The organism is Sorangium sp. So ce204 (assembly GCF_051526795.1).
GTDB lineage: Bacteria > Myxococcota_A > Polyangia > Polyangiales > Polyangiaceae > Sorangium > Sorangium cellulosum_B.
In genome coordinates, this window is the sequence record NZ_CP150317.1 from 2,758,989 (window position 1) to 2,785,373 (window position 26,385).

Here is a 26,385-nt window from a genome sequence, read left to right on the forward strand (position 1 = left end):
GGCGCGCGCCGGACGCGCAGGTCGGCCAGCGCAGCTCAGGCCGAGCAGCTCACGCCGCGCGCATCCGCGCGACCCGCTCGGCGACGTGCGGGTCGCCGCCCGCGTCGATGCCCGCGAGGAGGTCCTTCAGCGAGCGCCCGCGGTGGGCGAGGTGCGCCTCGAGGTGCGGCGAGAGCGCCTTCCAGCGCCGCGCCCACCCGGCCTCGGCGCTCATCGAGCCGTGGTGTGGCCGATCGACGAGCAGGGCGCCGAGCCGGAGGCCGAGCTCGGGATCGTCGAGCTCCTCGAGCTGCCGCTTCAGCAGGGCGAGCGCTCCGGCGGCAGGAGAGGTCGCCGGCGGGGCCTTCCATGTGTCGCGCACCGCGCGCGCGAACGCCGCGGCGTCGAGCTCCGAGAGCAGCTCGAGCGCGCGCACGAGCGGCAGGCGATCGCGCGCGCTCGGCGCGACGACGCGGTCGAGGAGCGCGTCCAGCGCGGCGGACAGCGCCCCGTCGGTCGCGGGATCGAGCCCGCCGAGCGACTCGAGCGCCCGGCGGGCGCGTCGGACGGCGCGCCCGAGCACCCAGCTCCGCCGGCCGCGCGCGGCCGAGACCGCGGCGAGCGCCTGGACGGCCGCCTTGCGCCGCGCCTCGGTGGCCTCGCCGGGCTGGACGCGCGGTGGCAGATCGAGCTTCGGCGGCTGCGGGGGCGCGGCCGCTCCGGGGGTGGCCGCGGGGGCGCCGCCGGCGGGCGCGCCGCCGGCGGCGGCGGCCACTTCCTGGTAGCCCTCCCTGAGCTTCTCCGCGATCTTCTTGTCGCACTCGCGCTGCGCGGCCTCCGCCGTGGGGAACGCCTTCTCCTTGCGTTGCCCGGCGGTCCCGAGCCGCCCGTAGACGACGATGAAGGTCGTGTCGTCCACGTCGGCCATCCAGAACTTGGCGCTCGTCCCCTGCACGAACTCGAACCGGCGCATGCGGGCGACGATATCACGTCGCGCTGGCGGCGCGCCTCAAGAGGGCGGCGGCGAGGGCGGCTGGCGGATCAGCACGAACGGCGCGACGACGAGCGACAGGAAGCGCAGATCGTGCTGCTGCGGCCAGCGCGCGAGATCGGCGGCCGTCGGCTTGCTCAGCTTGCCGGCCGCGATCCAGGCCTCCACCGCGGCCGTGTCGTTCGCGGCCATGGCCTCGCCGACGTCCAGGAGGTCGAGATCGGCGGCGACGACGATGACCGCGTCGCGCGCTGTATGGGTGCGGAGATCGGTCCAGAAGACCTCCCCGAGCGTCTTGGCGAGCTGTTCGCGCATGGGGGCAGCATAGGCTCCGGACAGCGGCCGCCAAGCCTGCGCGCCGCCGCCCGGGCGAGGGAGGGCGGCGGCGCGCAGGCTTGGCGGCCGCGGCGATCCGGGCAGGCGGCGCTGCCCGAGGCCCCGATCGCGCCCTACCAGCCCATGTTGTGGTGGACCCAGCAGTCGATCTGCTCCCAGCCGACCCGCGCCTTGCGATGGCCGTTCAGGATATGGCCCGTGTCGGGGACGATCGCGGTCGTGACGCTCTCGGCGCCGGCATAGAGCGCCGCGTCGGAGCCCGCGTACGCCGCCGGCTGCAGCGCGTCCGTCTCCCCGAACTGGATGAACACCGGGCTCGTCACCTCGTCGATGCCGGCGAGCGTGGGGTCCTCGGAGACGGCGAGGAGGCTCAGGAACTGCCCGCGCGTGAACGTGTCCGCGATGGTGGCGTTGTCGAAATCGATGAGCGCCGGGGCCGCGTTCGCGGTGTCGTAGAAGATGGCGGTGCGCATGTCCGGCGGGATCGCGATATAGGGCGTCTGCAGCAGCGCGGAGATCGCCTCCGGGGGGACCGGGATCGGGTGCGGCGTGAAGGCGAGGCCGGTGTTCACGAGGACGTCGGCGTCATTGTAGGTGCTCTGAGCGAACGTGTTGATGATGGCGCCGTTCGAGTGACCGACGAGCGCGACGCGCGTGAAAGGCGTCTTGTAGACGCCGCCAGGCGTGCGCATCTCGGTGATGATCTGATGGACGCTGTCGGCGGTGTCTGCCAGGTCGAGGAAGTCGCCGTCGGGCCGGCTGCTCTCTCCGGCGCCGAGCATGTCGAGCGCCAGGACGGCGTATCCCTCCTTCGCCATGTGCCGGGCATAGGAGTAATCGTGTCCGCCGAACGACGGGAGATCCCAGTACTCGTGCGTGTAGGTCAGGCCGTGCACGAGCACCTGAAGGGGGCGGTACTTGGTCTGACCCTGATAGTAGAGGTATCCGACGACGTCGTACGTGTTGCCGTCGGAGAGGGTCACCGGGAACACCAGGCGCTCGACCTTGGTGGGCTGCCTCGACGACGACGCCTCGGCATCGCCCGAAGAGAGCGTGGCGGCCGCGAGCGTCGCCGAGAAGAGTACCGTGCTGAGTGCGCGATAATAAAAGTTCATGAATTGACCCTCATGGTTACGGCAGGTGATTGGAGGTGAGGCAACGTCTATCGCGGTGCGATATCCCGTGGTCTCTCAGCTCCAGCGCCGCCACGCCATGTTCGCAAACATTGGACCAGAAAGCGTCCACGTCAACAGGATAGCGCACGATCTCCGCCCGCGCCGCCGTTCGCCGCCATTTCGGAGCGCTGTTTGGTCGACAGCGCGTCGACCGCGGGCTCGCCGGGCCCTCGCGGCCCGTCGTGAGGAGCTGACCGCTGCACGAGTCTTTGCGTGATGCCGCAATGGCTTGCACGGGGGTGACGCCGGCTGCCGGTCCCGGCACATGTGCCAGGGAAAGCGTCATCACGACGACTTCTGTGCTGGCGAACAAATCTCCCCGTGCTTTACCGCTCTTGCCGGACGTCATGGCCAGGAGACGCCATCGCGGCACGGACGTCGTTTGATGAACCGATATGGGATTTTTGTGGCTCCGCTGTGTCGTGCTCGCGGGGGCACGGGCGATCGCGCCCCCGCGGGTGATCCCGGCGATCCTCGGCGCGGCGCGGGCGCGCAGCCGCGGCGCCGCTGGTGAGCGCGAGCGCTGCTCGCGGCGCGGTGAGGTCAATGCCGCTCAGAAGGTCGCTTCGACGCCGATGCTCGGCAGGATGATGGGTCCGAGCGTCTCCGGCGCGCATCCGCGCAGGAGCGAGCACTCGTATTGCAGCGTCTCTTTTCCAGCGGTGGCGTTGAGCACCTCGATTGTGAGCGAGACGGTCCGTCCTTCGCGGAGGATCCACCGCTTCTCGAGCCGCAGGTCCAGCCGGAAGAACGCCGGAAGCCGCTCCGGCAGGCTCAGCCGGCGGACCACCTGGGCGATCCGCTCGCGCAGCTGCTCGCGGCGCCGGATGTCCTGCTCCGTGTCGGGGCGGTCGTCGTTGCCATCCGGGCGCTGCCCGTCGACGCCGTCGTTGTCCCAGAGGTCGTAATCGACCGTCATGGGAATGCCGCTGTAGAACACCGCCCTGCCCCCGAGCTTCCAGCCGCGGCCCACGTCGACCGCGGCCGCCATGTTGAGCACATGGCGGCGGTCGAACGCCGAGTCGAAGCTCTCCCGGCCGACATGGCGGACCGAGCGGGAGAGGGTGTAAGACACGAACCCTCCGATGCGCTTCGACAGGCTGCGGTGCGCGTGGATCTCCAGCCCATGGGCGCTGCCGGCCCCGCGCAGCTCGGCCCGCTGCGCGAGGCCGGCGTCGGTGCCGGGAGGCCGGTTGCCGAGGGCGTCGCTCAGGCCGAAGAAGCCGCTCCGGAAGCCGGTGATCGTGGCCTTGATCTCCCCGGGGAGGCGGAGCTCGACGCCGGCGCTCGCCAGCAGCCCCGTCTGCACGCCGCCGCGCAGGCCGCCCACCTGCATGCCGGGCACCGCGCCGAGGAAGCTCGGCGGCTGGTGGGTCACGCCGAAGGCGCTCAGCAGGGCGACGCGCGGGGTCGCCTGCAGCCGCGTCGCGAGCCGCGGATCCACCGTGGCCCTCGTCGCGCCGCCGGACGCGAAGAGGTCGCCGCGCAGGCCGGGGACCACCTCGAACCCGGGCGCGGCGCGGAAGACGACGTCGGCCCAGAGCCCCGCGGCGAGGTCCTCCCGGCTCGTGAAGAGGCGCGCGAGCGCCCTGTCGTTCCGGGTCGGGAAGTCGCCGTCGTTCTCGCGGATGTCGATGTCGAACCGCTCCAGCTGCGCGTCGGCGCCGGCGCGCACCGTCAGCCGCTCGGAGACCGGCGCGGACAGCTCCACGCGCGCGCCGACGAGGCGGGCGCGTCCGGCCCGCTCCCCGTCCTGGTTCTCGCTCTCCTCGTGGCCGAGCGTGATCGCGTGCCGGAGGCGGCCGCCGCGCGCGAAGAACCTGTCGTAGCGGAGGTCGAGCCGGTGGAAGTCGCCGGCGAGCACCACGTCCGTGTCGCCGTCGTCCTCGATCTGGGCGAGGTAGTCGTGCGACCCGAAGGCGAAGAGGCCGACCCGGTCGTACGGCGAGGCGTCGTAGGTGACGCGCGCCTGGTAGTCCCAGTAGCCGAGCTCGACGCCGGGCGAGAAGAGGGCGAGCAGCGCGCCCGGGTACGCGTAGCGCCCGCCGACGAGCGCGGTCCCGCGGCCGCCGGCCCAGGGCGCCTCGACAAGGGCGCCCGCGTCGAAGAGCCGGAGGTTGGCCTCGCCGTGGAGCAGGCGCGCCGGCTCCCGGGTCTCGCCGGCGATGACGCCGCCGGTGTAGCGCCCGAAGCGCGCCGGGAAGCCGCCGGGGTAGAGATCGACCCGCTCGACGAGCGCCGGGTGGATCACGCTGGGGCCGAGCGCCACGTGATAGAGCAGCGGGACGCGCACGCCGTCGATGAAGTAGCCGACGTTGCCCGGCGGCGCGCCGCGCACGAAGAAGTACGGCACGCCGGACGCGATGGGCGTCACGCCGGGCATCGCCTCGATCGCGCGGAAAGGATCGCCGAACGCGCCGGGCACCTGGCGAACCTCCTCGCGCGTCATCGAGGTCGTCATCGGCGCCGCGCGTTCGCCCACCACCACCACGTCGATGGTCTGCGCGGCGGCCGGCGGCGAGGGCGGCGCCGCCGCGACGCTCCCGCGGGGCAGAGCGGGCCCCGCGGGCGCCGCAGGAGGCGCGCTCGGCGCGGCCGGCGCCGCGGCGCGAGGATCGCGGAACCTCACGGGGAACAGGATGCGCGCGCCGATGGGCCGCCCGTCGCGCCGGGCGGGCTCGAACCGCCACGACGGCGCCGCGCGCGCGGCCGCGCTCGCGAACGGCTCCTCGCCCTCCACCTCGACCGCGCCCACGGTACCGTCCGCGTACACCGTGATGCGGGCGACCACGGTCGCGTCGCCTACGCCGCCGGGCGGGTAAGGCGGCTCGGTGGGGCCGAGCGGCGACGGCATCGTGACCCGCGCGCCCTGCGTGGCCGCCGCGGGCGCCGCAGGGGCCGGCTCCTGCGCGGGAACCGCCGTGGCCTCGCCGTCGGTGAAGGCCACGAGGGCGCCGGTCGCCGCGGCCACCGCGACGGCCGCGGGGCCGCGCGTCCTCCGGCGTCGCAGATCGCTGTGCTCCGGCTCCTCCATCGGCGCTCCGGAAACCATGGAGAGTCGCGGCGGCACGCTCAAGCAAAACGTACCGGCGCCCCTTTCGGGCCGAGCGCTACGCGCCTCGCCGAGGTCGCGCTGGACGACCGCGCCGTCCCTGCCGTAGATAGCTGGCAGCGCCGACGTGGGCTCGACCAGGAAGCGACAACAGAAGTCCTCGGGTTCGCGCGTGCTCGTCGCGCTCCTCGTGACCGGGCTCAGCGCGGTGGGGGTCAAGTGCGGCCTCGAGCGGGGGCTCGAGGAGCTCGGCCTCGACCTCGGCGGCGACCGCCCCTCCAGGCCATCGCCGACGCCCGGCCGATCCGGCAGCGCCTCGCCGCCGAAGGGCGCTCCACCGAAGGGATCTCCGACGAGCGGCGCGCCCTCCTCGCGCCCGCCCGCGCCGAGCCCGCATCTCGAGCTCGGCGTCCCGGCCCGCACGGGAGCGCGCGCCGCGCGGGCCGACGCGTCCGACGATCACCTGATGATCAAGCCCCAGTACGCCCTCTCGTACAACCGCTCCAGGAACGTGGCGAACTGGGTCGGCTGGAGGCTCGACGCCGCGTCGTTCGGCGACGCGCCCCGCCATCGGGGCAAATTCCTGTCCGACAGCGCGCTGCCGGACGGCTGGTACCGCGTGCAGCACGACGACTACACCGGCTCGGGCTTCGATCGAGGCCACATGGTCCGCTCCGAGGAGCGGACGCGGAACCCCGACGACAACAAGGCGACGTTCCTCCTCACGAACATCCTGCCGCAGCGGCACGAGCTCAACGCCGGTCCGTGGCTGAGGCTCGAGGAGGCGTGCCAGGAGCTCGCGCAGAAGGAGCGGCGGGTGCTGTTCCTGATCGCCGGCGGCCTCTTCGACGAGCGCGAGCGCCGGGCCGCCACCATCGGCAAGGACGTCGCCGTGCCGGACGCGTTCTTCAAGGTCGCCGTGGTCCTCGAGCCGGGGCAGGGGCCCGGCGACATCGGCCCGGCGACGCGGGTCATCGCGGTGGTGATGCCGAACGAGACGGGCATCCTCGATCGGGGCTGGGGGCAGTACCGGACGACGGTGGACGAGATCGAGCGGCGCGCGGGCTACGACCTCATGACCGCCCTCCCCGAGGCCACGCAGCGGACGCTCGAGGCGCGCGTCGACGACGGGCCCGCCGGCGGTCGCTGAGCGGCGCGCTCAGGTCTCGACGACCTTCGTCACGAGGCCGAGCCACGCGCCCGACGGGTGGCGGCCGACGACGTAGACATCGATCGCGACGCGCCCGACGCGGTAGACCCGGACGTCGGTCAGCTGGCGCTCCAGCAGGTCCACGAGCCGCCGGTACCGCCCCGCCTCGGCCAGCGCCGCGTCGCCGCCGTCCCCGGGCACGTCGATCACGGGCGCGAAGAGGTCGCTCGCCGTCGTGACCTCGACCGGCGTCGCCGCGCCGAGGCCCTCGGCCGCCAGCAGCGCGGCCGGCGAGGACGCGTCCCCGCGCGACCGGAACGGGCGCAGCTCGTGATCGGACTCGCTGGGGAACAGCAGGCCCTGCGCGGCCTCCGCGAGGGAGGCGAGGAGCTCTTCGGGCGACATGGATGAGGCCTGCATGCGGATCTCCGGGCGGCTGCTCGGCGAGGGCGAGCTCGCCGTGGGGTGATCATTCCGCCGTGAAGCCAGCGGAGAATCCGCTTGCTCCCTGGGCTTTGGCGATGGTACCCGGACCGCGCCCGCCCTGCGGCTCCGATCCACCCTTCCGCTTTCCTTCGCCGCGTTGCATGCTCGGGCGAGACCCGAGCAAGGAACAAGGATTCAAGGTGCCATGTCCAAGATGAAGCTCAAGCCCGGCGTGATCACTGGCTCCGCTCTTCAGGAGCTGTTCGAGTACATGAAGAGCGTCGAGTGTGCGCTGCCGGCCGTGAACGTGATCGGCTCGCACAGCACGACCGCCGCGCTCCAGGCGGCCCGAGAGGCCAAGTGCCCCATCATCATCCAGTTCTCGAACGGCGGCGCCCACTTCTTCGGCGGCAAGTTCCTGGACAACAAGGGTGAGAAGGCCGCCATCGCGGGCGCCGTCGCGGGCGCGCACTACGTGCGGAACCTGGCCGAGGCCTACGGCGTGCCGGTCATCCTGCACACCGATCACGCCGCGAAGAAGCTCCTGCCGTGGATCGACGGCCTGCTGGAGCACGGCAAGAAGTTCTTCGAGAAGAACGGAGAGCCCCTGTTCTCCTCTCACATGCTCGATCTGTCCGAGGAGCCGCTCCACGAGAACCTCGAGATCTGCCAGAAGTACCTGCGGCAGATGGCGGCGCTCAAGATGACGCTCGAGATCGAGCTCGGCGTCACGGGCGGCGAGGAGGACGGCGTCGACAACAGTGGCATCGACAACTCCAAGCTGTACACCCAGCCCGCGGAGGTGCTCGCCGCGTACGACGCGCTGAAGCCGATCGGCAACTTCACGATCGCCGCGTCGTTCGGCAACACGCACGGCGTCTACAAGCCGGGCAACGTGCAGCTCCGGCCGCCCATCCTGAAGAACTCCCAGGACGCGATCCAGAAGGAGCGCAAGACGGGCCCGAAGCCTGTCGACTTCGTGTTCCACGGCGGCTCCGGCTCGTCGCGCGAGGAGATCCGCGAGGCGGTGTCCTACGGCGTCATCAAGATGAACATCGACACGGACACGCAGTGGGCCTTCACGCAGCCCATCAAGAAGTACATGGACGACAAGGGCGCCTACCTGAAGTCGCAGCTCGGCAACCCCGAGGGCGAGGACAAGCCCAACAAGAAGTACATCGACCCGCGCGGCTGGCTCCACCTCGGTGAGAAGAGCGTGGCGGCGCGCCTCGTGGACGCGTGCAAGGACCTGAACTCGTTCGACAAGTTCGAGTTCTGATCCGCGGCGAGAGCGACGGCCCCGCGCGCGCGGGGCCGGAGCGACGCCTGTCCACCCGCGCCGCCGCGACACCGCGACCGCGGCGCGTCGATCGACCCGCAAGCGGCTGGCTGTTCACGAGGGCGACGGGTGCGCCGCGCTCAGCGAGCGGGCCGGCGCCGTCACCGCAGGGCGGCGGCGGGGCAGCCGGGAGAGCGGCAGGCCGAAGAGGCCGAGCGCGGTGAGCTCGATCCCCAGCACGGGCAGGAAAGCGGCGCCCGAGCTCCCGGTAGCGAGGAACTGCACGAGGGCGATCGGGGCCGCGACCGACAGGAGCGCTGTCGGGTACGTGACGCCGTGAAGCAACGCGAGCAGCACGCCGACGATCCCCACCGTGAGACAGCCGTCGACGCTGGGGGTCATGTCCAGCGCGCCTGGCGTGCGCAGCGCGGCGCGGATCCACAGCAGGGAGCCAGTCCCCAGGAGGACCATCGCGATCGGCAGGTTGGCCGAGGAGCGGGTCGTCATCTTCGGTGTCTGGAAAGCCATGCTTCCGCGATGACAGCACGCGATGTGCCATCACGGCTCCCGGGCGGCGGCGGGCCGGGCCGGCGCGCTGCGTGATGCAGGGAGTGCGGGGCGGCGCACGCCTTGCGCTTCACGAGCCCCCGGTCCCATCAGGGCGAGGGCGAGCCGGGCTCCTCGCCGGCGCCGGGCTCGCCCGCGTCAGGGCGCTCGTGCGTTCGTGGTGGACGCACCGGCTCGACGGGCGCGAGCCGGATGCCCAGGTTCAGGAGCTTCACACAGTCCTGCTCGCACGCGGGCGGCCCGCCGGGGAGAAGCGAGCAGTGTGCGACCTCGACGGGCTCCTCGGAGCGGCCGTCGACGACGAGTCGACACCGCACGGGAGCCCCGGTCCGTGGACAGACCAGGGTGACCTCCGAGGTGTGGTAATGCCGCCGGGCGAGCAGGCTTCTCGTCCCGACGATCAACGCCACGACGCCTCCAGCTGCCGCCAGCAGCACGACGAGCCAGTCTGCCATCGCGACCCCCTGTGAAGAGCGCTGCGGCGCCCACCGCAGCACGTACGACGCAGCAAGGGGCGCGCCATGCGCTGTGCCGAGGCGTGGGCCAGCCGGCGCGGGAGGGCCCGTTGCTCGTGTCATGGTGGATGCATTCCGCGCGCCTCTCGGCGCAGGGCGTGCGCCCCGGAACCCGGGGTGAGGAGCAGCAGCCCGCCTCGCCGCCGAGCGATGACGCGAGGAGCCGTGAAGAAGCATGGGAATCGACGGCAACAGGCGCGATCCGGTGCGGTCCTGGCGGCTCGCCATGGCGGCGCCGCGGGTCGACATCTTCCGGCTCGGCGATTGCAAAACGCCCTTCATCGGCAGATGGCCGCGGGAGGAGGTCGCCATGGCCTGTCATCTGGAAGAATCGGACAAGCTGGTGTGGATCGAGATCGAGGGGGGCGGCACCGAGCCACGGAAGGTGCGCTGCCCGCGGCGGGCGGCGACGGTGGACGCGCGGGAGTGCTTTGCCTGCCCGCGTTACGCGACGCTCGCGATCCATCCGAGCGGGAAGAAGGTCTATCTCGTGTGCGAGCCGTTCGACGAGGAGCCGAGCGAGCCCTCGTAGCGGCGCGCGAGCCCGGGAGCGCCCTTCACGACCTCCCGTCCCCGATGGCTGCGTTCACGCGGCGCGGGCGCCTCAGATCGCGCAGCTTCTCCAGCTCGAAGAACCCCGCGAACGCCACGCCGAGCAGCGGGTACGGGAACAGGATCGCCATCGTGAGCAGCACGCCGAGGTGGAAGAGCCAGGCGGCGCCGCAGAAGACGACCGCGACGCGCCGGCTGAACAGGGCGAGCGGCGCGCCGAGCTCCATGGCCAGGCTGGCGAGCGCGAGCGGCGGGAACAGGAGCCGGTAGCGGACCAGCGCGCCGCCGAGCGGGGAGTGCGTGTCGCCGAGCGCGATCTTCCGGAGGTTGTCGTAAGCGACGTAGTTGCGGAGGATGTCGCTGAATGCCCAGTCGAGGCCGCTGTTCCGGAGCTTCGTGACCCCCGCGATGAAGTACGAGGTCACCGTGATCGCGCAGCACAGCCGGATCGGCCAGCCGTAGCGGCCGTCCGGCGCCGGCGCGTGGGTGCCCGAGCGGCGCGCCGCGCGCGCGTCGAGCGAGTACACGTCGGCCGCGGCTCCGAGGCCGAGCGCGATGACGTGGAGCACGAGGAGGTTCTCGGTGTGGAACACCATGCCCCACGAGTTCCTGTAGGTCAGGACCCAGAGCAGGAGCGCGCCGAAGAGCGGACCGGCGACGCGGAACCGGTAGCCGGCGACGAAGGCAGCCCCGGCCGCGATCGCCGCGCCGATGAGGCCGCGCACCGCCCAGAGAGGCAGCGGCGAGGACAGCACCGAGACCACCCCGATCGGCTTGAAGCTCCCCGGAGGTAGGTGGCCCACCCGCTGGAGGTGCACCGCGCGGGCGCAGAGGTACACGAGGGCGAAGGCGCCCACGAGCAGCCGCAGCAGCGCGAGCCGCTCGGCGGGCGCCTCGGCGAAGAAGGCCCGGTCGAGCCGGTCGAGGAGCCGCCTCATCGCGCGCCCACCTTGCACGTCGCGTGGAGCTTGGCGTCGATCGGCGCCTCCTGGCCCTCGAAGAACGCGACGGCATCGAAGGTGTCGGTCCGGATCTCGACCGCGACGACATCCGCGTAGCGGTCCTCTGCCGCGACGCGCGACGCGATGCCGCGGCAGAGCGCGCGGGCCGCGCGGGCGCCCTGGCGGATGCTGTGCGCCAGCGTGGCCTTGGCCTGCAGCACCTCCTCGCTGCCCACGAGGCGCGGCGGGATCGGCCGCCGCCCGCCCCGGGAGTCCACGCCGACGGCGCGCTCCACGGCGGTCCGCGCGTCGTGGCGGCCCCACGAGAACATCGGGTAGGTCGACAGCGGAAAGCTGTCCACCGGAGGGCGGCGGAACAGCGGGGCGAGCATGAGGAGCAGCAGCGCGGCGGTCACGCCGTACGCGTACGCCCGGCGCTCGCCGAAGCGAGCGGCCCCGCGCGGGCTCGATCCACCGCCGGCCCCGGCGCCCACAACGCCGCCCTGCGGGCTCGGTCCACCGCCGGCGCCAGCGCTCGCGACGGCCTCTCCCTCGCCGCCCGCGCTCACAGAGGCCCCGCCGCCGGCGCGCTCCGCCCTGGCACGAGCCCGAGCATCCGGCCCCCGTGGCCGAGCGCGGCCCAGGCGTGCTGCACGTAATCGATGCGGATCCGGGGAGACGCCATGCTCTCGCTGAAGCCCCCCTCGATGATCACGTCGCGGCTGCACGCGAAGCAGGTCGCGGGCGACCACTGCTGCCGCACGAGGAACCCGAGCACCCGCCGCATCAGCGCCTGATCGGAAGCGAGGTCCTCGCCGCGCGCCTCCTTGACCGCCATCGCCGCGGCCAGCGCCTCGCCGAACCCCGCCGTCGCCGTGTTGTGCGGCGGCAGCACGTTGCCGAACCCGTACCCGCCCACGAGATCGGGCGTCACCTTGCTGTCCTCGTCGAGCACGAGCCGCGACTTGAACGCCACGTAGTCGAGGCAGAACCGCTCGTAGTCGTCGCGGCGGTGGTGCCCGAGCGCCGCCCGCGCCGCGAGGCAGTGCCAGTTCTCCTCCATGTACACGAAATCACTGGCGAAATGGTCCCAGTAGCGGTTCGCGTAGTAGTCCATGGCGCGATCGACGGCGGCGCGCACGGCGGCCGCGGGCGGGTACTCGGGGCTCGGCTCGCGGGCGGCGAGCGCCTCGAGCAGCGTCAGCGCGAGCACCGACTGGCCTCCCTCGTAGAGCTGCGTCGGGCCGAGGACGGGCGCGACGCGCGCGAGGTCGAGCTGCGGCGCGAAGCCGCCGTCGTCCCGCTGCGTGGCGAGCACCATCCGGGCGAGCCGCCCGATGAGCGCGTCGTGCGCGCCGTGCGCGTCGCGGCACGAGAGGAACGTGACAAGGCTCAGCGCCGTGGGGTTGAGGCCCGCGATCGTCCCGGGGCTGTCCTTGGGGTAGAAGAGCGCGCCGACGGAGCTGTCTTCGCCGGCCTTGCGCTCGAGCTTCGCGAGCAGCCCGAGCGAGCGCTGCACCACCTTCGCGAGCTCCGGCGACGTGGGCACGCCCTCGGCGCCGACCCCGAGCTCGCACAGGGCGAGCGTCGTGCCGGCCTGCCGCGCGATCGAGAACCCGTCGAACGAGGCGCGCCCGGTGAACGGGTCGACGATGTAGCGGAACATGCCGTCCTTCCGCTGCGCCCCGAGGATGTAGCGCTGGGCCGCGGCCGCCGCCTGCTGCGCGGTCGCCTCGGTGAGCGGGACCGACGGCTCTCCGATCCGCGACAGGAGGTGGAGCGCGCCGTCGGCGTCGACGGCGTAGCTGAGCGTCTCGATCCGCACGAGGCCGTCCCGGAGCGCGGCGCCGCCGGCGGCGGGGCCGCCGGGCGGCTCGGGCTCGCCGAGGGCGCGGCGCAGGACCGCGAGATCCACGCCGAAGCGGAAGTCGGGGACGCCGGCCAGCGGCGCGTTCGTGTTGAACGCGTCGAGCGCGATGAGCTGCCACGGCATGAGGCACCGCTCCGCGAGGCAGAGGCCGTCGAGCCCGGGGCGCAGCGACAGCCCGTCGAGGCCCGGGCCGGGGGAGGCGAGCGGCTGCGCGGCCGAGACGACGTCGATCTTGAGCGGGCCGCGCAGGGCGTCGGCGAGCGGGCCGCGCAGCGCCGCCGCGGCGTCCTCGCCCGGCCCGAGCTGCACGCAGCGGGTCGCGACGGCGGCGCGCTCGGGGTCGCGGCCGCGGGCGAGGTGGGTGACGACGAGGGTGGGGCGGCCGGGCTCCGGGGGCGCGGCGCACGCGGCCGGCGCCGTGGTCATGAGCGAGGGCGCCTTGCCCGGCGGCGGCGGGAGCGCGTCGAAGGAAGAGAGCGCCTCGCGCAGCGCCGCCCCGGTGCGCGACGGCGCGCCGCCCGGCACGGGCATGACGTCGGCCTTGGCGACGCGGTGGCGGAAGAGCAGCGAGAGGGCGGCCAGGACGACCAGCGCGGCGAGCGCGGAGAGCGCGGGCGAGGGCCGGCGCTTCGCGCGGAGCAGGCGGAGGCCGCCGGTCGAGGCGACGCCCCAGCACGCGAACGGCAGCGTGAGCAGCGCGACGACCGCCCAGACCGCGAGCAGCGCCGCCGCGATGCCGGTGCCGAGGCCGCGGTTCAGCGAGGCGACGTAGACGGCGGAGGAGAGCAGCTCGAAGCTCAGGAAGGCGAGGTAGCCGAGCGAGCAGAACGACGTCGCGCGGAAGGCGCGCGGCGCGAGCGGGTGGGGGAGGAGCGAGAGGACGGCGGTCGCGGCGTGGAGCAGCGCGAGCGCGGCGGTGACCACGGCGAAGAGCGTCCACGGCCGGAAGGGGAGGGAGAGCGCGGCCCAGGCGAAGACGGGGGCGTGGAGGGCGCTGAGCAGCCCGACGGCCCAGCGGCGCGCGGGCGGGCGCGCGGAGGCGGCGCCGCGGCTGGCGAGCGTGGGGGATTCGGCCGGGAGGGCGCTGTCCTGGAGCGGCTCCGAGGGCGGGGGGGGATCGGTGTCGGGCGCCTGCATGGTGCGGCGACGCTTAACACGATGGGCGGCCGAGGACTCCCGGGGTTCGAGGCGATCGGGGCCCCACGCCGGAGAGTGCCGGGGGGTACCGGGGGGCCGTGGCGCCTGGGGGCACCGCGGAGCGGAGAAGGGCGACGCTGGAGCGGTTCGGGGCGACGCTGGAGCGGTTCCGGGCCAGCATCGACCGGTTCGCCGCTCGGACGGAGCGTCCCTTGCGGCGGGGGATGATACGATCAGGATGAGTCGATTGCGCCGGAGTCGTCAACGCGTGCGCAGAGGGACACGGAAATGGCTTCAAAGGGAAAGCCCGCTCGTGCGGGTACGGGGACAGCAATGAAGCTCGCCATCAGGGCGGGTGGAGCGGCTTTCTTGATGGGCGCGTGCCTCGGGTGCAATGGGGTCCTCGGGATCGATGCGGGCGTGTCTCGCGAGGTCGGAGCGACGGGCGGAGGGGAGTCCACGAGCTCGACAGGCTCGACGGGCGGTACCGGCGGAGCCCACGAGGGAGGAACAGGAGGGGCCGGAGGCGCACATGCCTGCGATGACACCAACTGGGCGCATTGGCGCCCGAAGCGCCTCGACGTGGCTCGGTGGGAGAGCGACGAGGCGAAAAAGACGGACTACACGGTGTTCGATCCGAAGACGTCGCTTCAATGGGCGCTCGTCGCGGAACCGGATGCGCTCACCTGGGAGGACGCAGAAAATCGCTGCCTGAATTCCGAGCTGGAGGGATATGACGACTGGCGGCTGCCGTCACGCATTGAGCTGGTCTCGATCGTGAATTATGAAGACCACTCTCCGGCTATCCCGGACCACTTTCCGACTATCCCGGAAGGCGACTCTCCGGCTATCCCGCTGTTCACAGGGACGGTCAATAAGGATTTTCTCTGGTCGACGCCCGTTAAGGAACGCACATCTCCGGAAGCGTGGTGCGTCCACGTCGATGACGGCTACGTCGCGATCTGCGGGAAAGATACGTGTTCGGAGCAAGCATGGGCGGACGGGAATTGTCCTGATGGAAAGGAGTTGCATCGCGTTCGTTGCGTTCGGACGGCAGGACCGAGGAGCGGAGCCTGTCACGACTACGAGTTGGACGTGGAAGGCGTGGAGGTCGTGAGAGACAGGGCAACGGGCCTGACGTGGCAGCGTAACGGCGGCACGAGCACCTTCACCCGAGATGGTGCGGCGGAGCAGTGTGAGAAGCTCATGCTCGCCTGGGGCAAGCCATGGAGGCTCCCCAGTCTTCAAGAGCTGCACACGATCGTGGACCATGCCAGGGCCTATCCAGTGATCGACCCAGAGTTGTTCCGCGGTCCAGAACCGTACCGCAATAATGCAGAGTACTGGTCGTCGGACGACTATCCCTACGCGAACAGGGACTCACCGCGCGACGTCTGGATGGTGAGTTTCTGGGGCGGTTACACCAGAAACCGGCCGCCATCGGACGCCGGCTTCGTTCGCTGTGTTTACGCCGAGCCTGACGACGTCCCGTGACTCGGCCCCGTCGAGCGCCGTCCGCCGGGCGCGGGGCCTCGGACATCCAGCCGGACGGCAGGCTGCGGGCCACCTCGCCTGCGCTTGGCCCTTTTGTCGAGCTGACCCCTTGCTGCCAGGGCGAGGATGCTGTCCCCTGCCAGGGACTCTCTCCCGGGGTCCCACGCCTGCCCTCCCCGACCCGCGCCTGCTCGATGGACACTCTCGTCAAGACCGGTGATGTCCTCCTTGGCAAGTACAGGGTCGAGCGCGTGCTCGGGAAAGGCGGCATGGGCCTCGTCGTCGCGGCCCGCCACCTCCAGCTGGGCGAGCTGTTCGCCATCAAGTTCCTCCTGCCTTCCACGCCCGAGCAGCCCCAGCTGGTCGAGCGATTCGTGCGCGAGGCGCGCGCCGCGGCTCGCCTCCGGGGCGACCACGTGGCCCGGGTCCACGACGTCGGCCGCACCGAGGCGGGGGCGCCGTACATGGTGCTGGAGTACCTCCAGGGCAGCGACCTGCGCGAGCTCGTCCGCGAGAAGGGGCCGCTGCCCGTCGAGGACGCCGCGCTGTTCGTGCTGCAGGCCTGCGATGCGATCGCCGAGGCGCACGCGGCCGGGATCGTGCATCGCGACCTCAAGCCTGCCAATCTCTTCCTGATCCGCCGCCCGAACGGCAGCCCGAGCATCAAGGTCCTCGACTTCGGGGTCTCCAAGCAAACGGGCGTCGACGAGGTGGAACTGACCACCACGGGCGCCATGCTGGGGTCGCCGATGTACATGGCGCCCGAGCAGGTCGCATGCTCGAAGTCGGCCGACGCACGGACCGACATCTGGGCGATGGGGGTCGTGCTGTACGAGCTCGTGACGGGCCGAAGGCCGTTCGACGCCGAGACCGTCCTCAAGGTCGTCGCGCTGGTGCTGCAGGCAGAGCCGGCGCTGCCGTCCGAGCTGCGGCCGGACCTGCCGCGGTCCGTCGAGGAGGTCATCCTGCGCTGCATGCGCAAGCGGCCCGAGGAGCGATTCCAGAGCATCGGCGAGCTCGCGGCGGCGCTGCGCGAGGCGCTGTCTCCGGCCGCCTTCGCGGCGTTCGCCGGCGCGACGATCGCCCATCCGCCGCGGCCCCGCGCGGCGTCGACGCCGGACGCGACGACGGTGAGCGTGCCTTCGCTGGCGCTGGAGCAGGCGTCCGCGGCGCCCCCCGGCCCTTCGTCCACGATGGCGACCCTCTCGATCGAGGTGCCTGCCGCGCCCGTCGCGGCCGCGCCGGAGAGCGCGCCTGCGGTCATCGAGCTGATCACGACAGTCCATGAGCCCACGCCGACGCTGCGCGCGCCCACCCACGAGGCGCCGGGGACCAGCGGGGCCGCGCCGGCCCCGCGCCGGAAGGCGACGGCGGCCATGGCCGTCGGGGCGGCGGTGGGGCTCGTGGTCCTTGGCGGCGGAGCATGGTGGCTCGTCCGCGGTCGCTCGTCCGGGAGCGCTGCGGCGCCCGCGTCGGCGGCGCCGGCGGCCGTCGCGCCCGGGGGCGCTGCCGCGCCTGCCGAAGCGGCCGAAGCGGAGGTGCCGTCCGAGGCGGCGCCGCGCGTTGAGGAGGCGGCGCCTGCCGGGGCGGCGGCCCCTGCGCCGCCCGTGAGCAGCACGGCGGCGGCCGCCGCGAGCGCGGCCTCGCAGCAAGGGCCCGCGCCTTCGAGCGCGAAGGCCGCGCCCGGCGCTGCGCCCGCGCCCTCTGCGCGGCCGCGGGCGCCGGGCTCCACGACCGAGCGGCCCACCCTCTGGTGATCTGATCATGGCCAGTTTCCCCTCACGTGCCTGCACGCTCGCCCTGACGCTGCTGCTCGTCCCCGCTGCCGCGCGTGCGCAGGCCGCCGATCCGAAGACCATGGCGGCGGCCCAGTCCCTCTTCGAGCAGGCCGTCGCCGAGATGGACAGCAAGAACTACGCGAGCGCCTGCCCCAAGCTCGAGCAGACGACGCAGATGCTCCCCGAGGCGCTCGGCGCGAAGGAGACGCTCGCGAGGTGCTACGAGGCCCAGGGCCGGCTCGCGAGCGCGTGGGCGCAGTACGGGCTCGTGGAGGTGCTGGCGAGCCGCGCCGGTCAGGCCCAGCGCGCCGCCGCGGCAGGCAGGAAGGCGGTCGCCTTGAGGCCGAGGCTCGCGACCTTGACGGTGGAGCTGCCGGACGCCGTCCGCCGCCTGCCAGGGATCTCGATCGCCAGCGATGGGCTCGCGCTCGGCGCCGCCGTCTGGGGGACGGCGCTGGCGGTCGACAGGGGCGAGCACGTGATCGAGGCGAGGGCGCCGGGGTATCGCCCCTGGTCGCGCAAGGTCGTGATCGGCGAGGATGGCGCGCACGCGCGCGTGGAGGTGCCCATGCTTGGGGCGGAGGAAGCTGCTCCGCCGCCCGCGCCCGTGGCCTCCGCGCCCGGCTCGGCCGCGCCGGTGACGTCGACGCCCGCGCCCGGCTCGCCTGCGCCCGCGCCCGCGGCGCACCCCTGGCAACGGCCTGTCGGCATCGCGGCCGTCGCGGCCGGGGCCGCGGGGCTCGGGGCGACCGGGGTGCTCGCGGCGCTCGCCGTCGGAAAGAAGAACGCGAGCAACCAGGAGGGGCATTGCGACGCGCGGAACACGTGCGACGAGATCGGGCTCGGTCTGCGCGATCAGGCGGCGGATCTCGGGAACGGGGCGACGGCAGCGCTCGTGGTCGGCAGCGTGCTGGCGGCGGGAGGCTTGGTGCTGCTCGTCACCGCGCCTTCGCGGCAGGACGGGCCAGAAAACACGGGCGCCGTCCGCTGGAGAATCGACGTCTCGCCGGCGCGAGTCGGCCTGCACGCAGCGTGGTGAAGTCGGAACCGATGCGCTTCCCTGGTGCACGGGCAAACTAGTGCTAGAGAGGCACTGTCGCCGACTCCAAGGTCGGCCCGACGAGCTGGACCGACACGTTGTCCAGGCCCCAGCTCTCGTTGTGAACGCCCGTCAGGCCCTGACCCTGGAAATCGAGCGACAGCGAGCCCTCGCTGTGAGGGATGGCCATGCGGAAGCGGTACACCGAGTCGCCGGCCAAGCCGTACCCGAGCGAATCGTCCACGGCCTCACCCATTCGAGCCGGGTGATCCGCGCCCGGATAGGTGCCCGGGTACGCCTGCGAAAGGTCGGGGCTCATCGAGAAGGTGGTGTTGATACGAACCTGGCCGTCGCTCGAGAACGTCCAGACGTCGGGGCCCCACCAGGTGCTGTTTCCGTCCCATGTTTTCATGATGTAGAGATCGAACGAGACGATGACGCTCGAGTGCTTGGGTAGCCCGGTCAGCTTGAGGCTCAACTTCTCGTTCGCATACTCGCCCAGGAAGCGCTGCGAGCCGTTCTCGCTCAGGGTCGTGTGGATGAGCGCTGGCCCGACGCCCGGGAGCGAGGCGGTCCACTCGGGGCCGGGGGTGGTCTCGAAATCGGCCCGGTAATACCAGTTCAGGAGCGACGGGGGCAGACCGGCGAGGTCCCACCGCGACCGCGTGCTATCGATCCATTGCTTGTAGGAGCCCGGGCGCGCCGAATGGAGGTTGGGGTAGTCGAAAGAGGCCGCGCTGTTCACCGCGATGATCTTCGCCGAGGTCGTCGATTTAGCGACCAAGCTCCAGTCAGCGATCGTGGGCCCCCCGGAGTCTCCGCTCCCAACCCAGATGTTGGGGTTGTCCTCATACGTGAACGTCCCGACGGCGTGCACGCCCACGCGCTTGACCCCCGTGGGTCCCTCCTCGAAATTCTCGTCGTACGGGCCGGGGCCATAACCGAACGTGCAATACGACGACACCTTGGTCTCGTTCCATTGCACGTAGGGAAGGGGCTTGGCGATCGAGCTCGGAACGCGGTACTTCAGCCGGACGAGGGCGAGGTCATCGATTCCCGCGTGCTTGCTCACGAGCGCCCACTTGTCGACAGGGACGCGGAACGGGCGTGGCGCGCCGTCGTTGTAGAGCGTGATGCTGAAGGAGTCCCGGGCGTCGGAGCTCGAGATATCGCCGCCAGGGCCACAGTCGGGATCCATCCCCGAGCAGACGCAATGACCCGCCGTGAGCACGGTGTGGTCGTCGATGAGCGTCCCCGTGCAGTATCCGAATTGCCGATCGTCCGCGGGATTGCTGTATATGAGGCTCTCGCCGATGGCTGGAAAATACTGGGCGGCGGAGTAGACGCCATGGTAGCCGTGGATGATGGCGTCGTGGCTCTCCCCAAGCAGGGCGTCTTCGGCTTCCGCCGCCGCACACCCCAGCGGCATCACCGCGAAACACGAGGCGAGCAGCAGGTCGATCCCATGGGGTTGTCTCGAAGAATGGTTGCGCATGAGCATGTCGCTGGAGCCTCGGCAACTCGCATGCCAGGTTCGGAATAGCCCTCTTTCGAGGAACGAATCACGGCCGCGCGCCGCGCTGTCGCCCCCAGGGCCACATCGCCGCGCGGCGAGATGCCGCGCGCCGGGCAACGAGCGGAGCGCGCCGGCGCCGAGCAACGCTTGCGGAGGTGAGCAAGACTTGCGTTCGCTCCGCGGCGCGGTGAGCAACGTTTGCGTGACCGGCGCTGCGCCCGCGCGCTGCCCCGACGCCGCCACCTGGCCCGCGAGTTGCCAGAGCCGAGTGCGGATTGCAGCTCAACACGCCACAGCGAGACAGCACGATGCGTATTCAACATGGCTCCTCGATGACAGGGAACATCAACGACACGCCGCGGCCGGCCCCGTTGGCCGCCGCGGGCGTCCTCTCGGCCCCCGCGCGGCGGACAGGGCGATCGCTCCTGCGCCGGGCCACGATGGCCTTCGCGGCGGTTGTCGCGGCGGGCTGCGCGGATACGGGCGAGCCGCTCCCGGCCGAGCCGGTCGCCGGGGCCTCGGCTCCGCTCGCGGCATCGCCGCCGTCGCCGGTCGCGCTATGGCACCTGGATGAGGATTGCTCGAGCACGGTCGTGATCGACGACTCGGGCAACGGCGCGAACGGCGTGAGGTACAACGGGGCGGGGTGCGGCGCAGGCCGCGTCGACCGGGGCGCCACCTTCGACGGGGCCGACGATCGCATCGAGATCCCGGACCGCCCGGCCTTCCACTTCACGACGCAGATGACCGCCGCAGCGTGGGTGAAGCCGTCGAGCACCTCGGGCCTCCGGACCATCGTGAACAAGTGGTATTCGATGGAGTCGTACGCGCTGTTCCTCCAGGACGGTCAGTTCGGGTTCAGCATCGCTCTCCCCGGAAATGGCTCGGGGAGCACGGTCACCGTCGCCGCCCCGGCGACCCCGGGCGTGTGGTCGCACGTGGCGGGCGTCTACGACGGGACGCGCGTCTCGCTGTACGTGAACGGCGCCCTGGCCGCGACGGCCGCCGTCTCGACGGAGCCCCGGGCGCTGCAAGACTCCACGCGCCCCGTCGTCATCGGCAACCACCCCTCCTCGAACGCCTACGCCGGGACGATCGACGAGGTGCGCCTCTACGACGTCTCGTTGACCGCCGCCCAGATCAAGGCGCTCACCAGGAACACCTATCATGTCGCGACCAGCGGGCTCGACACGAACCCGGGCACGCTGGCCAAACCCTTCAGGACGCTCGTGAAGGCGGGGCAGGCGGCGCAGGTCGGCGATACGGTCTACGTCCGCGGCGGCACCTACTTCACGGACAGCGCGAGCCCGGTGAAGCTCGACCACCTCGGCACCGAGGAAGAGCACATCGTCTTCCAGCCCTATCCCGGCGAGTCGGTCGTGCTCGACGGCAGCCTGGGAGGGAGCGGCAACGAGAACATCTTTCAGATCCGAGGAGCGTACTACGACATCCTCGGGTTCGAGATGCGCAACGCGAAGGGCGTCGCGATCAACCTCTGGAAGTGGGACGGGTCGAGCAGCGGCAAGCACATCCGCATCGCGGGGAACACGATCCACGGCTCGTTCAAGGGCGCCGTCTATCCCGGGCACCAGTCGACCCATATGCGGTTCGAGAACAACGTCGTCTACGACAACGTGAGGATCAACGCGGACAAGCTGCAGTTCTGCCACCAGGGCGGGTGGCCGTCGGCGGTGAACCTGACGCGGGAGGGCGACGTGGTCGTGGGCAACACGATCTACGAGAACTTCGGGGAGGGGATCGGCGCCTACGGGACGAACCACCACGTCGCCGACAACGTGCTGCACGACAACTACAGCGTCGACCTCTACCTCAACAACCTCGCCGACTCCACGATCGAGCGCAACTTCATCTACTCGCTGAGCGCGCCGGCGTTCCACAGGCCCTACTGCCCGGACGGCGTGAGCTGCCCCGCTCGACCCGCGGGCGAGACGGCTTGCACGTGGGCCGGGGACCTGCGGATCCCCGCCGCCGCGGTAGGGATCTCGCTCGCCAACGAGGACCCGGGCGACGTCTTGCTGGACAACAACCTGGTCCGGAACAACATCGTCGTCGGCCCCGGCCCCTCGGCCGTCCCCCGCCGCACGGTCCTCCAGCTGAGCGCGTGGGGCGGCACGGGGCCGAGCGACCTGGGTGGAACCAGGATCGAGAACAACACGGTGGTCGGCGCCGGAGACGCGGAGCTGTTCGGCATCCGGGGCCCCGCGCCCTCCGCCGCGGGAAAGCGAGCGCAGGTCGTCAACAACATCTTCTACCAGCTGAGGAGCGACAGGCCGCTGACGAGGTTCAGCCACACGGTCAGGATCGACTTCGCCAGCAACAGCTGGTTCGGCGGCAACGGGAGCTCCTCACCGGGGGGATCCGGGCAGAGCGCGAGCGACGTGATCGGGGACCCGCTGCTCGTCCACGAGGAAGGCACCGAGCCCGACGACTTCCGGCTGCTGGGCGGCTCACCCGTCAGGAACCGGGGGACGCTCCTCCCCGGCGTCCAGGAGGACTTCTTCGGCACCCCGCGTCCCCAGCAGAGCACGCACGACATCGGCGCTCACGAGGTGGTGGTAAGCTTCGAGCCAGTGTCCCTTTCCGGCCGGGCGAGCGCTCGGTGAGCGGACCGGGCCCCGGCGGATCGCGCTGGGCGCCCGGCGCCCTCAGGACGGCCGCTTCGCCGGGCGCGCCGCGAGGCCGTACTGCTTCAGCTTGAACACGAAGGTCCGCGTCGGCATCCCGATGAGCTCCGCCGCGCGCGTCTGCACCCCGCCCGTCGCCTCGAGCGCCTCCTGCATCCGCCGCCGCTCGAGCTCCTTCAGCTCCTCGGCGATCGGCCGGAAGCGCGGCGCCGACGAGGGCGCGCCCTGCGGCGGCGACGGCGCGCCCGGCGGCGACGACGGCGCGCGTCCACCGGCCGGCGCGCCCTCGCCGGCCGGTGCGGCAGGCCCTCGCCCCGCGATCCGGTCCGGCAGGTTCCACAGCTCGACGGCCTCGCCCTCCGCGGTCGCCGCCGCGTACTCCATCGCGTTCTTCAGCTCGCGCACGTTGCCCGGGAACCCGTAGGACGCGAGGGTCGACAGCGCGGCCTCGGAGAGCTCGAGCGGCGCCTTGCCGCCGCGGGCGCGCGCCTCGGCCAGGAAGAGGCGCGCCAGGATCGGCACCTCGCGCGGGCGGTGCCGCAGCGGCGGCAGCTCGACCACCGCCGTGCTCAGCCGGAAGAGCAGGTCTTCCCGGAAGCGGCCCGCGCGGCGCTCGGCCTCGAGGTCGCGGTTCGTCGCGGCCACGACGCGGAAATCGACCTCGCGCTCGCGCACGTCGCCGAGGCGCGTGATCCGCTTCGCCTCGAGCGCGCGCAGCAGCTTGGCCTGCGCGCCGAGCGGCAGCTCGCCGATCTCGTCGAGGAACACCGTGCCGCCGTGCGCCCGCTCGAGCAGGCCGGCCTTCGGCGCGCGCGCGTCCGAGAAAGCGCCCCGCTCGTACCCGAACAGCTCGCTCTCGACGAGCGTCTCCGGGAGGGCGGCGCAGTTCAGCGTGATCATCGGCTTGCTCGCCCGCGCCGACCAGTGGTGCAGGGCGGCCGCGGCGTTCTCCTTGCCGGCCCCGGTCTCGCCGAGGACGAGCACCGAGAGGTCGCTCGCCGCGAGCCTTCGAATCAGCTCGAACACGCGGATCATCGCCGGATCCGCGAGCACGACCTCGCGCTCGCCGACGTGGTGCCGGACGGCGGTGTCCGCGGCGAGGGCCACCGCGCCCGGCCCCGCGATCGCGGCCGCCGCGGCGGCGCCGGAGACGAGCGTCTCGGCGTCGCCGCCGTCGGCCGGGTACGAGGCGACGCCGCCCCGGGCCTCCGGCGCGAGCGGCGCGAGCGCCTCCAGGAGATCGAGCGTCGCCGCGCGCGCCGCCTCGGGGCCGAGCTCGGGCATCAGGACGACGAGCTGCGCGCCGCCGCTCCAGGCGAGGACATCGATGAGCCGCAGCGCCGCCGCGGCCGCGACCCCGGTGGCCTCCCTGTCCTGGACGCCGCCGGTCGACACGACGGCCACGGCGAGCGGCCTGCCGTAATCGCCTGCGCGCGCGAGCTCTTCCTCGAGGCGCCGGCGCCAGCGGCCCGCGTCGACGGTGGCCCGGTCCGGCGTCCGGGGCTCGCGCCGGAGGATCAGGAGCGCGTCGCCGATCGCGACGACGTCGCCCGAGGAGAGGAGGCGCGAGCCCTCCAGGCGCTCGCCGTTGACGAGCGTGCCGTTGTGGCTCTTCAGGTCGATGAGCTGCACCTCGCCGTCGGCGACGAGGAACTTCGCGTGCCGCCGGGACGCCGCGGCGGCGGCGACGCAGATTTCCGCGTCGGTGGAGCGGCCGACGAAGAGCACCCCCTCCCTGGGCAGCGGGAACCGCCGCGACGAGGAGCCGTCGATCACGAGGAGATAGGCGGCGGCGTCCAGATCGCCGCCGGAGAGGTCGCCTCGGTGGAGGCTCTGGGTCTTCGCGCTCGCGGGCGACTTACCCACCGTATCGCCCTCCGTGCCGGGCGGCCTCCCGCGCGCGCCGCCTCCGTGAACCCGCCCTCGTGATCATGGGGACCTGGATACCCCTCGATCGCCGCTGGCGTCCAGCGGCGGGTTGCCCGGTGGAGGAGTCGGCGCCGGGCCCCTGCGTGGGGCGGCGACCGCGAGCCCCGGGGCCGAGGCGCGCGGGGCTTTACGCCGAGGGCGCTTCGGAGGGCGAGACGCGTGGAGCCTTCGTTCGACTCAATCGGTGGCGCAGCTGATGAGGTCGCCGGCGTCCGCGCAGATCGCGGACATCTCTGTTCCTCCGTTCCTGCAGGAGAACCAGGCGACGTTGGCGAGGTGGTGGAGGCCGACCACCAGGCCCGTGTTGGCATTGATGATCGGCGACCCGCTCGATCCGCCTTCGCTGTCGCACGAGTAGCCGATCTGCGATCCCGAGAGCGTGCCGGAGTAGGTCTGATCGAGCGTGTCGATCTGGCAGCGGAGGGTATGCGCGTCATCCCTCCAGAAGCCGATCTCTTTCGGGCGTCCGCCCGGGTGCTGGATGAAGTTGATGGGGTTGCCGACGCGGCGTGGCGCACACGACATCCGGCGTGCCTCCGCCGGGCCTCCGCTCGACGGAGACGCTGTGGGGCGTCGCCTCGCCCGGCGTCACAGGATCCGGGGCGATCGCGAGCGTCCCGTGGCCGATGTCCGCGATCGAGAACCCGTGGCCACCGCCGGTGCTGCTGTGCAGCTCGACGATCGCCGTCTCGCCGTCGATGGCGAACGCCCAGACGTCGCCGTCCCCGTTCGGGCCGCGGTCCTCGTACCGGAACGACTGCGCGCCGTCGGGGCTCGAGACGGTGACGACATCGCCCTTCGCGAGCGAGAAGTCGTTGAAGTGAACGCGCACGAACGTGGCGCCCGGCGAGGTGATCGCCTGCTTCCAGCCACCCGCGTACGGGTGGGACGTCTCGGCCGCATACGCGATGACGTCACCCGCCCGGAGCGGCCCGGGCGCCGTCTCGAACCCGTCTGCGTCGTCGGCTCCGCCTGCGCCGGGAGCGTCCACGTTCCCGGCACGCCCCGTGAGCGCGAGGAGCGACCCAGCGACCAGCATCATTCTGTTCATTACAACCCCCCTTCGTCCCGGCTCGCCGCGTGGAAGCGGCGCAAGCGGACGAACCGCATAGGATAAGAGAGGATGGCGAGCCTGGCAAACACGCCTGCCCGCCGACCGCCGGGGGTGTCAAGGTGCGGCTCTGGTGCTACGCCTCGAAGATCTCACGCACGCGGCCGAGCTCCGCCGGCTCCACGAGCACGGTCACGGTGATGCCTTCGAAGAAAGTTTCCGAGTCTCGCTAGCTGGCCACCCGCCGCGGGATGGTAGCCGGGGGGCCGATACGCCCCCCGGAGGCCCGGACGGACGAGCTCCGCGGAGGGTTACTCCTGCTCGATGAGGCCGCAGCCGATGCGGCCGCCCGCGTCGGGGTCTGCCGCGGCGTGCACGACGATCGCGTACTTCGTCACGTCGGTGTCCGCGTCGTCGCCGACGGTCCAGACGTCGGTCCCGCGCTTGACCGTGTGCGTGCCCTTCCCGCTCGCATCGCACGTGAAGCTGCCGAGTCCTTCGCCGTTGGGCACCCAGTGGGCGCCCGCATCAGTACCGTTGCTGCCGCAGCTCTTGTTCTCGTGGATGTGAGCGGAGTGCTCGCCTTCAGGGCAGCCTGACAGCGTGATGGTGAGCGTCACCTCCTCTCCGGTCTGCGCGAAAGCCGCGGTCCCGGTCAGGCCGCTCGAGTTCAGCCCCTGGATCTCCGCCTCGGCCCGCAGGGACGCGCCGCCGCCGTTTCCGCCGTCACCGCCGCCGTTTCCGCCGTCACCGCCGCCACCGCCGCCGCTCCCCGACGCGGATGTGCTCGTCGAGGCGTCGCCCCCGCCCGAGCCGGCCGTGGACGACGTGCTGCTGGTGCCAGCGGGCGATTCCCCGTCATCCCCGCACGCGGCCAAGAGAGTGCTGGCCCCAAGGGCGAGCAACGAGAGCTTCAACCACCGTGACATAAGTCTCCTTTTCTCGGCGTGACCCGAACAGGCA

The 26,385-nt window shown here is 72.1% G+C and carries 22 protein-coding genes; 7 read left to right on the plus strand and 15 right to left on the minus strand.

Annotated features, from left to right (window positions below; all coding sequences use genetic code 11):
* Positions 1–49: 49 nt before the first annotated feature.
* From WMF22_RS10495 to WMF22_RS10510, 4 genes are all read right to left on the minus strand, one after another.
* Positions 50–952: a WGR domain-containing protein gene (locus WMF22_RS10495; protein ID WP_438035642.1), complete on the minus strand. Its 903-nt coding sequence runs from the start codon at positions 950–952 to the stop codon at positions 50–52.
* 36 nt (positions 953–988) lie between these two features.
* Entirely contained in the window at positions 989–1,285 is a 297-nt protein-coding gene (locus WMF22_RS10500) for a DUF2288 domain-containing protein (RefSeq protein ID WP_438035643.1), read from the minus strand.
* 134 nt (positions 1,286–1,419) lie between these two features.
* The gene (locus WMF22_RS10505; protein ID WP_438035644.1) at positions 1,420–2,421 is read right to left on the minus strand and encodes an alpha/beta hydrolase; all 1,002 of its coding nucleotides are present in this window, start codon (positions 2,419–2,421) and stop codon (positions 1,420–1,422) included.
* Between the two features lie 613 nt (positions 2,422–3,034).
* Positions 3,035–5,533 carry a TonB-dependent receptor plug domain-containing protein gene (locus tag WMF22_RS10510; protein ID WP_438035645.1) on the minus strand — a complete coding sequence of 833 codons (2,499 nt, stop codon included), beginning with the start codon at positions 5,531–5,533 and terminating at the stop codon, positions 3,035–3,037.
* A gap of 172 nt (positions 5,534–5,705) precedes the next feature.
* On the opposite strand from WMF22_RS10510, the gene WMF22_RS10515 reads away from it, so the two are divergent.
* Positions 5,706–6,683, plus strand: a complete 978-nt coding sequence (locus tag WMF22_RS10515; protein WP_438035646.1) for a DNA/RNA non-specific endonuclease — start codon at positions 5,706–5,708, stop codon at positions 6,681–6,683.
* Positions 6,684–6,692: 9 nt separating this feature from the next.
* Here WMF22_RS10515 and WMF22_RS10520 read toward each other — a convergent pair whose 3' ends face one another.
* Complete coding sequence (locus tag WMF22_RS10520) at positions 6,693–7,103, minus strand: nuclease A inhibitor family protein (protein ID WP_438035647.1); 411 nt, start codon at positions 7,101–7,103, stop codon at positions 6,693–6,695.
* A 211-nt stretch (positions 7,104–7,314) separates the two neighbouring features.
* Here WMF22_RS10520 and fbaA point away from each other — a divergent pair, with 211 nt between their 5' ends.
* On the plus strand, positions 7,315–8,388 hold the full coding sequence (gene fbaA, locus WMF22_RS10525; RefSeq protein WP_437298978.1) for a class II fructose-bisphosphate aldolase: 1,074 nt from the start codon (positions 7,315–7,317) through the stop codon (positions 8,386–8,388).
* 114 nt (positions 8,389–8,502) lie between these two features.
* Here the strand turns inward: fbaA and WMF22_RS10530 are convergent, their stop codons facing one another.
* Together WMF22_RS10530 and WMF22_RS10535 are read right to left on the minus strand one after the other, a co-directional pair.
* A complete protein-coding gene (locus WMF22_RS10530; protein ID WP_438035648.1) occupies positions 8,503–8,916 on the minus strand; it encodes a hypothetical protein in 414 nt (137 codons plus the stop codon).
* Positions 8,917–9,044: 128 nt separating this feature from the next.
* Positions 9,045–9,410 carry a hypothetical protein gene (locus WMF22_RS10535; protein ID WP_438035649.1) on the minus strand — a complete coding sequence of 122 codons (366 nt, stop codon included), beginning with the start codon at positions 9,408–9,410 and terminating at the stop codon, positions 9,045–9,047.
* A gap of 235 nt (positions 9,411–9,645) precedes the next feature.
* Here WMF22_RS10535 and WMF22_RS10540 point away from each other — a divergent pair, with 235 nt between their 5' ends.
* The gene (locus WMF22_RS10540) at positions 9,646–10,002 is read left to right on the plus strand and encodes a hypothetical protein (RefSeq protein WP_438035650.1); all 357 of its coding nucleotides are present in this window, start codon (positions 9,646–9,648) and stop codon (positions 10,000–10,002) included.
* 25 nt (positions 10,003–10,027) lie between these two features.
* On the opposite strand, the gene WMF22_RS10545 is transcribed toward WMF22_RS10540, so the two are convergent.
* The 3 genes from WMF22_RS10545 to WMF22_RS10555 are packed head-to-tail and all read right to left on the minus strand — an operon-like array spanning position 10,028 to position 13,970.
* Positions 10,028–10,960, minus strand: a complete 933-nt coding sequence (locus WMF22_RS10545; protein ID WP_438035651.1) for an HTTM domain-containing protein — start codon at positions 10,958–10,960, stop codon at positions 10,028–10,030.
* Positions 10,957–11,532 carry a hypothetical protein gene (locus tag WMF22_RS10550; RefSeq protein WP_438035652.1) on the minus strand — a complete coding sequence of 192 codons (576 nt, stop codon included), beginning with the start codon at positions 11,530–11,532 and terminating at the stop codon, positions 10,957–10,959. The genes WMF22_RS10545 and WMF22_RS10550 overlap by 4 nt, the downstream gene beginning before the upstream one ends.
* Positions 11,529–13,970: a hypothetical protein gene (locus WMF22_RS10555; RefSeq protein ID WP_438035653.1), complete on the minus strand. Its 2,442-nt coding sequence runs from the start codon at positions 13,968–13,970 to the stop codon at positions 11,529–11,531. The genes WMF22_RS10550 and WMF22_RS10555 overlap by 4 nt, the downstream gene beginning before the upstream one ends.
* Before the next feature lie 333 nt (positions 13,971–14,303).
* Here WMF22_RS10555 and WMF22_RS10560 point away from each other — a divergent pair, with 333 nt between their 5' ends.
* The 3 genes from WMF22_RS10560 to WMF22_RS10570 all read left to right on the plus strand — a co-directional run bounded on the left by WMF22_RS10560 (position 14,304) and on the right by WMF22_RS10570 (position 18,281).
* Positions 14,304–15,464, plus strand: a complete 1,161-nt coding sequence (locus WMF22_RS10560) for a DUF1566 domain-containing protein (protein ID WP_438035654.1) — start codon at positions 14,304–14,306, stop codon at positions 15,462–15,464.
* A 194-nt stretch (positions 15,465–15,658) separates the two neighbouring features.
* Positions 15,659–17,221, plus strand: coding sequence for a serine/threonine-protein kinase (locus tag WMF22_RS10565; RefSeq protein WP_438035655.1), 1,563 nt, complete (start codon positions 15,659–15,661; stop codon positions 17,219–17,221).
* A 7-nt stretch (positions 17,222–17,228) separates the two neighbouring features.
* The gene (locus WMF22_RS10570) at positions 17,229–18,281 is read left to right on the plus strand and encodes a hypothetical protein (protein WP_438035656.1); all 1,053 of its coding nucleotides are present in this window, start codon (positions 17,229–17,231) and stop codon (positions 18,279–18,281) included.
* Between the two features lie 43 nt (positions 18,282–18,324).
* On the opposite strand, the gene WMF22_RS10575 is transcribed toward WMF22_RS10570, so the two are convergent.
* The gene (locus WMF22_RS10575; RefSeq protein WP_438035657.1) at positions 18,325–19,782 is read right to left on the minus strand and encodes a trypsin-like serine peptidase; all 1,458 of its coding nucleotides are present in this window, start codon (positions 19,780–19,782) and stop codon (positions 18,325–18,327) included.
* A gap of 347 nt (positions 19,783–20,129) precedes the next feature.
* Here WMF22_RS10575 and WMF22_RS10580 point away from each other — a divergent pair, with 347 nt between their 5' ends.
* Complete coding sequence (locus WMF22_RS10580; RefSeq protein WP_438035658.1) at positions 20,130–22,421, plus strand: LamG-like jellyroll fold domain-containing protein; 2,292 nt, start codon at positions 20,130–20,132, stop codon at positions 22,419–22,421.
* A 42-nt stretch (positions 22,422–22,463) separates the two neighbouring features.
* Here WMF22_RS10580 and WMF22_RS10585 read toward each other — a convergent pair whose 3' ends face one another.
* From WMF22_RS10585 to WMF22_RS10600, 4 genes are all read right to left on the minus strand, one after another.
* A complete protein-coding gene (locus tag WMF22_RS10585; RefSeq protein WP_438035659.1) occupies positions 22,464–24,308 on the minus strand; it encodes a sigma 54-interacting transcriptional regulator in 1,845 nt (614 codons plus the stop codon).
* A gap of 240 nt (positions 24,309–24,548) precedes the next feature.
* Complete coding sequence (locus WMF22_RS10590) at positions 24,549–24,896, minus strand: trypsin-like serine peptidase (RefSeq protein ID WP_438035660.1); 348 nt, start codon at positions 24,894–24,896, stop codon at positions 24,549–24,551.
* A complete protein-coding gene (locus WMF22_RS10595; RefSeq protein WP_438035661.1) occupies positions 24,805–25,413 on the minus strand; it encodes a hypothetical protein in 609 nt (202 codons plus the stop codon). The genes WMF22_RS10590 and WMF22_RS10595 overlap by 92 nt, the downstream gene beginning before the upstream one ends.
* Before the next feature lie 320 nt (positions 25,414–25,733).
* A complete protein-coding gene (locus WMF22_RS10600) occupies positions 25,734–26,351 on the minus strand; it encodes a superoxide dismutase family protein (protein ID WP_438035662.1) in 618 nt (205 codons plus the stop codon).
* Between the last annotated feature and the right edge of the window lie 34 nt (positions 26,352–26,385).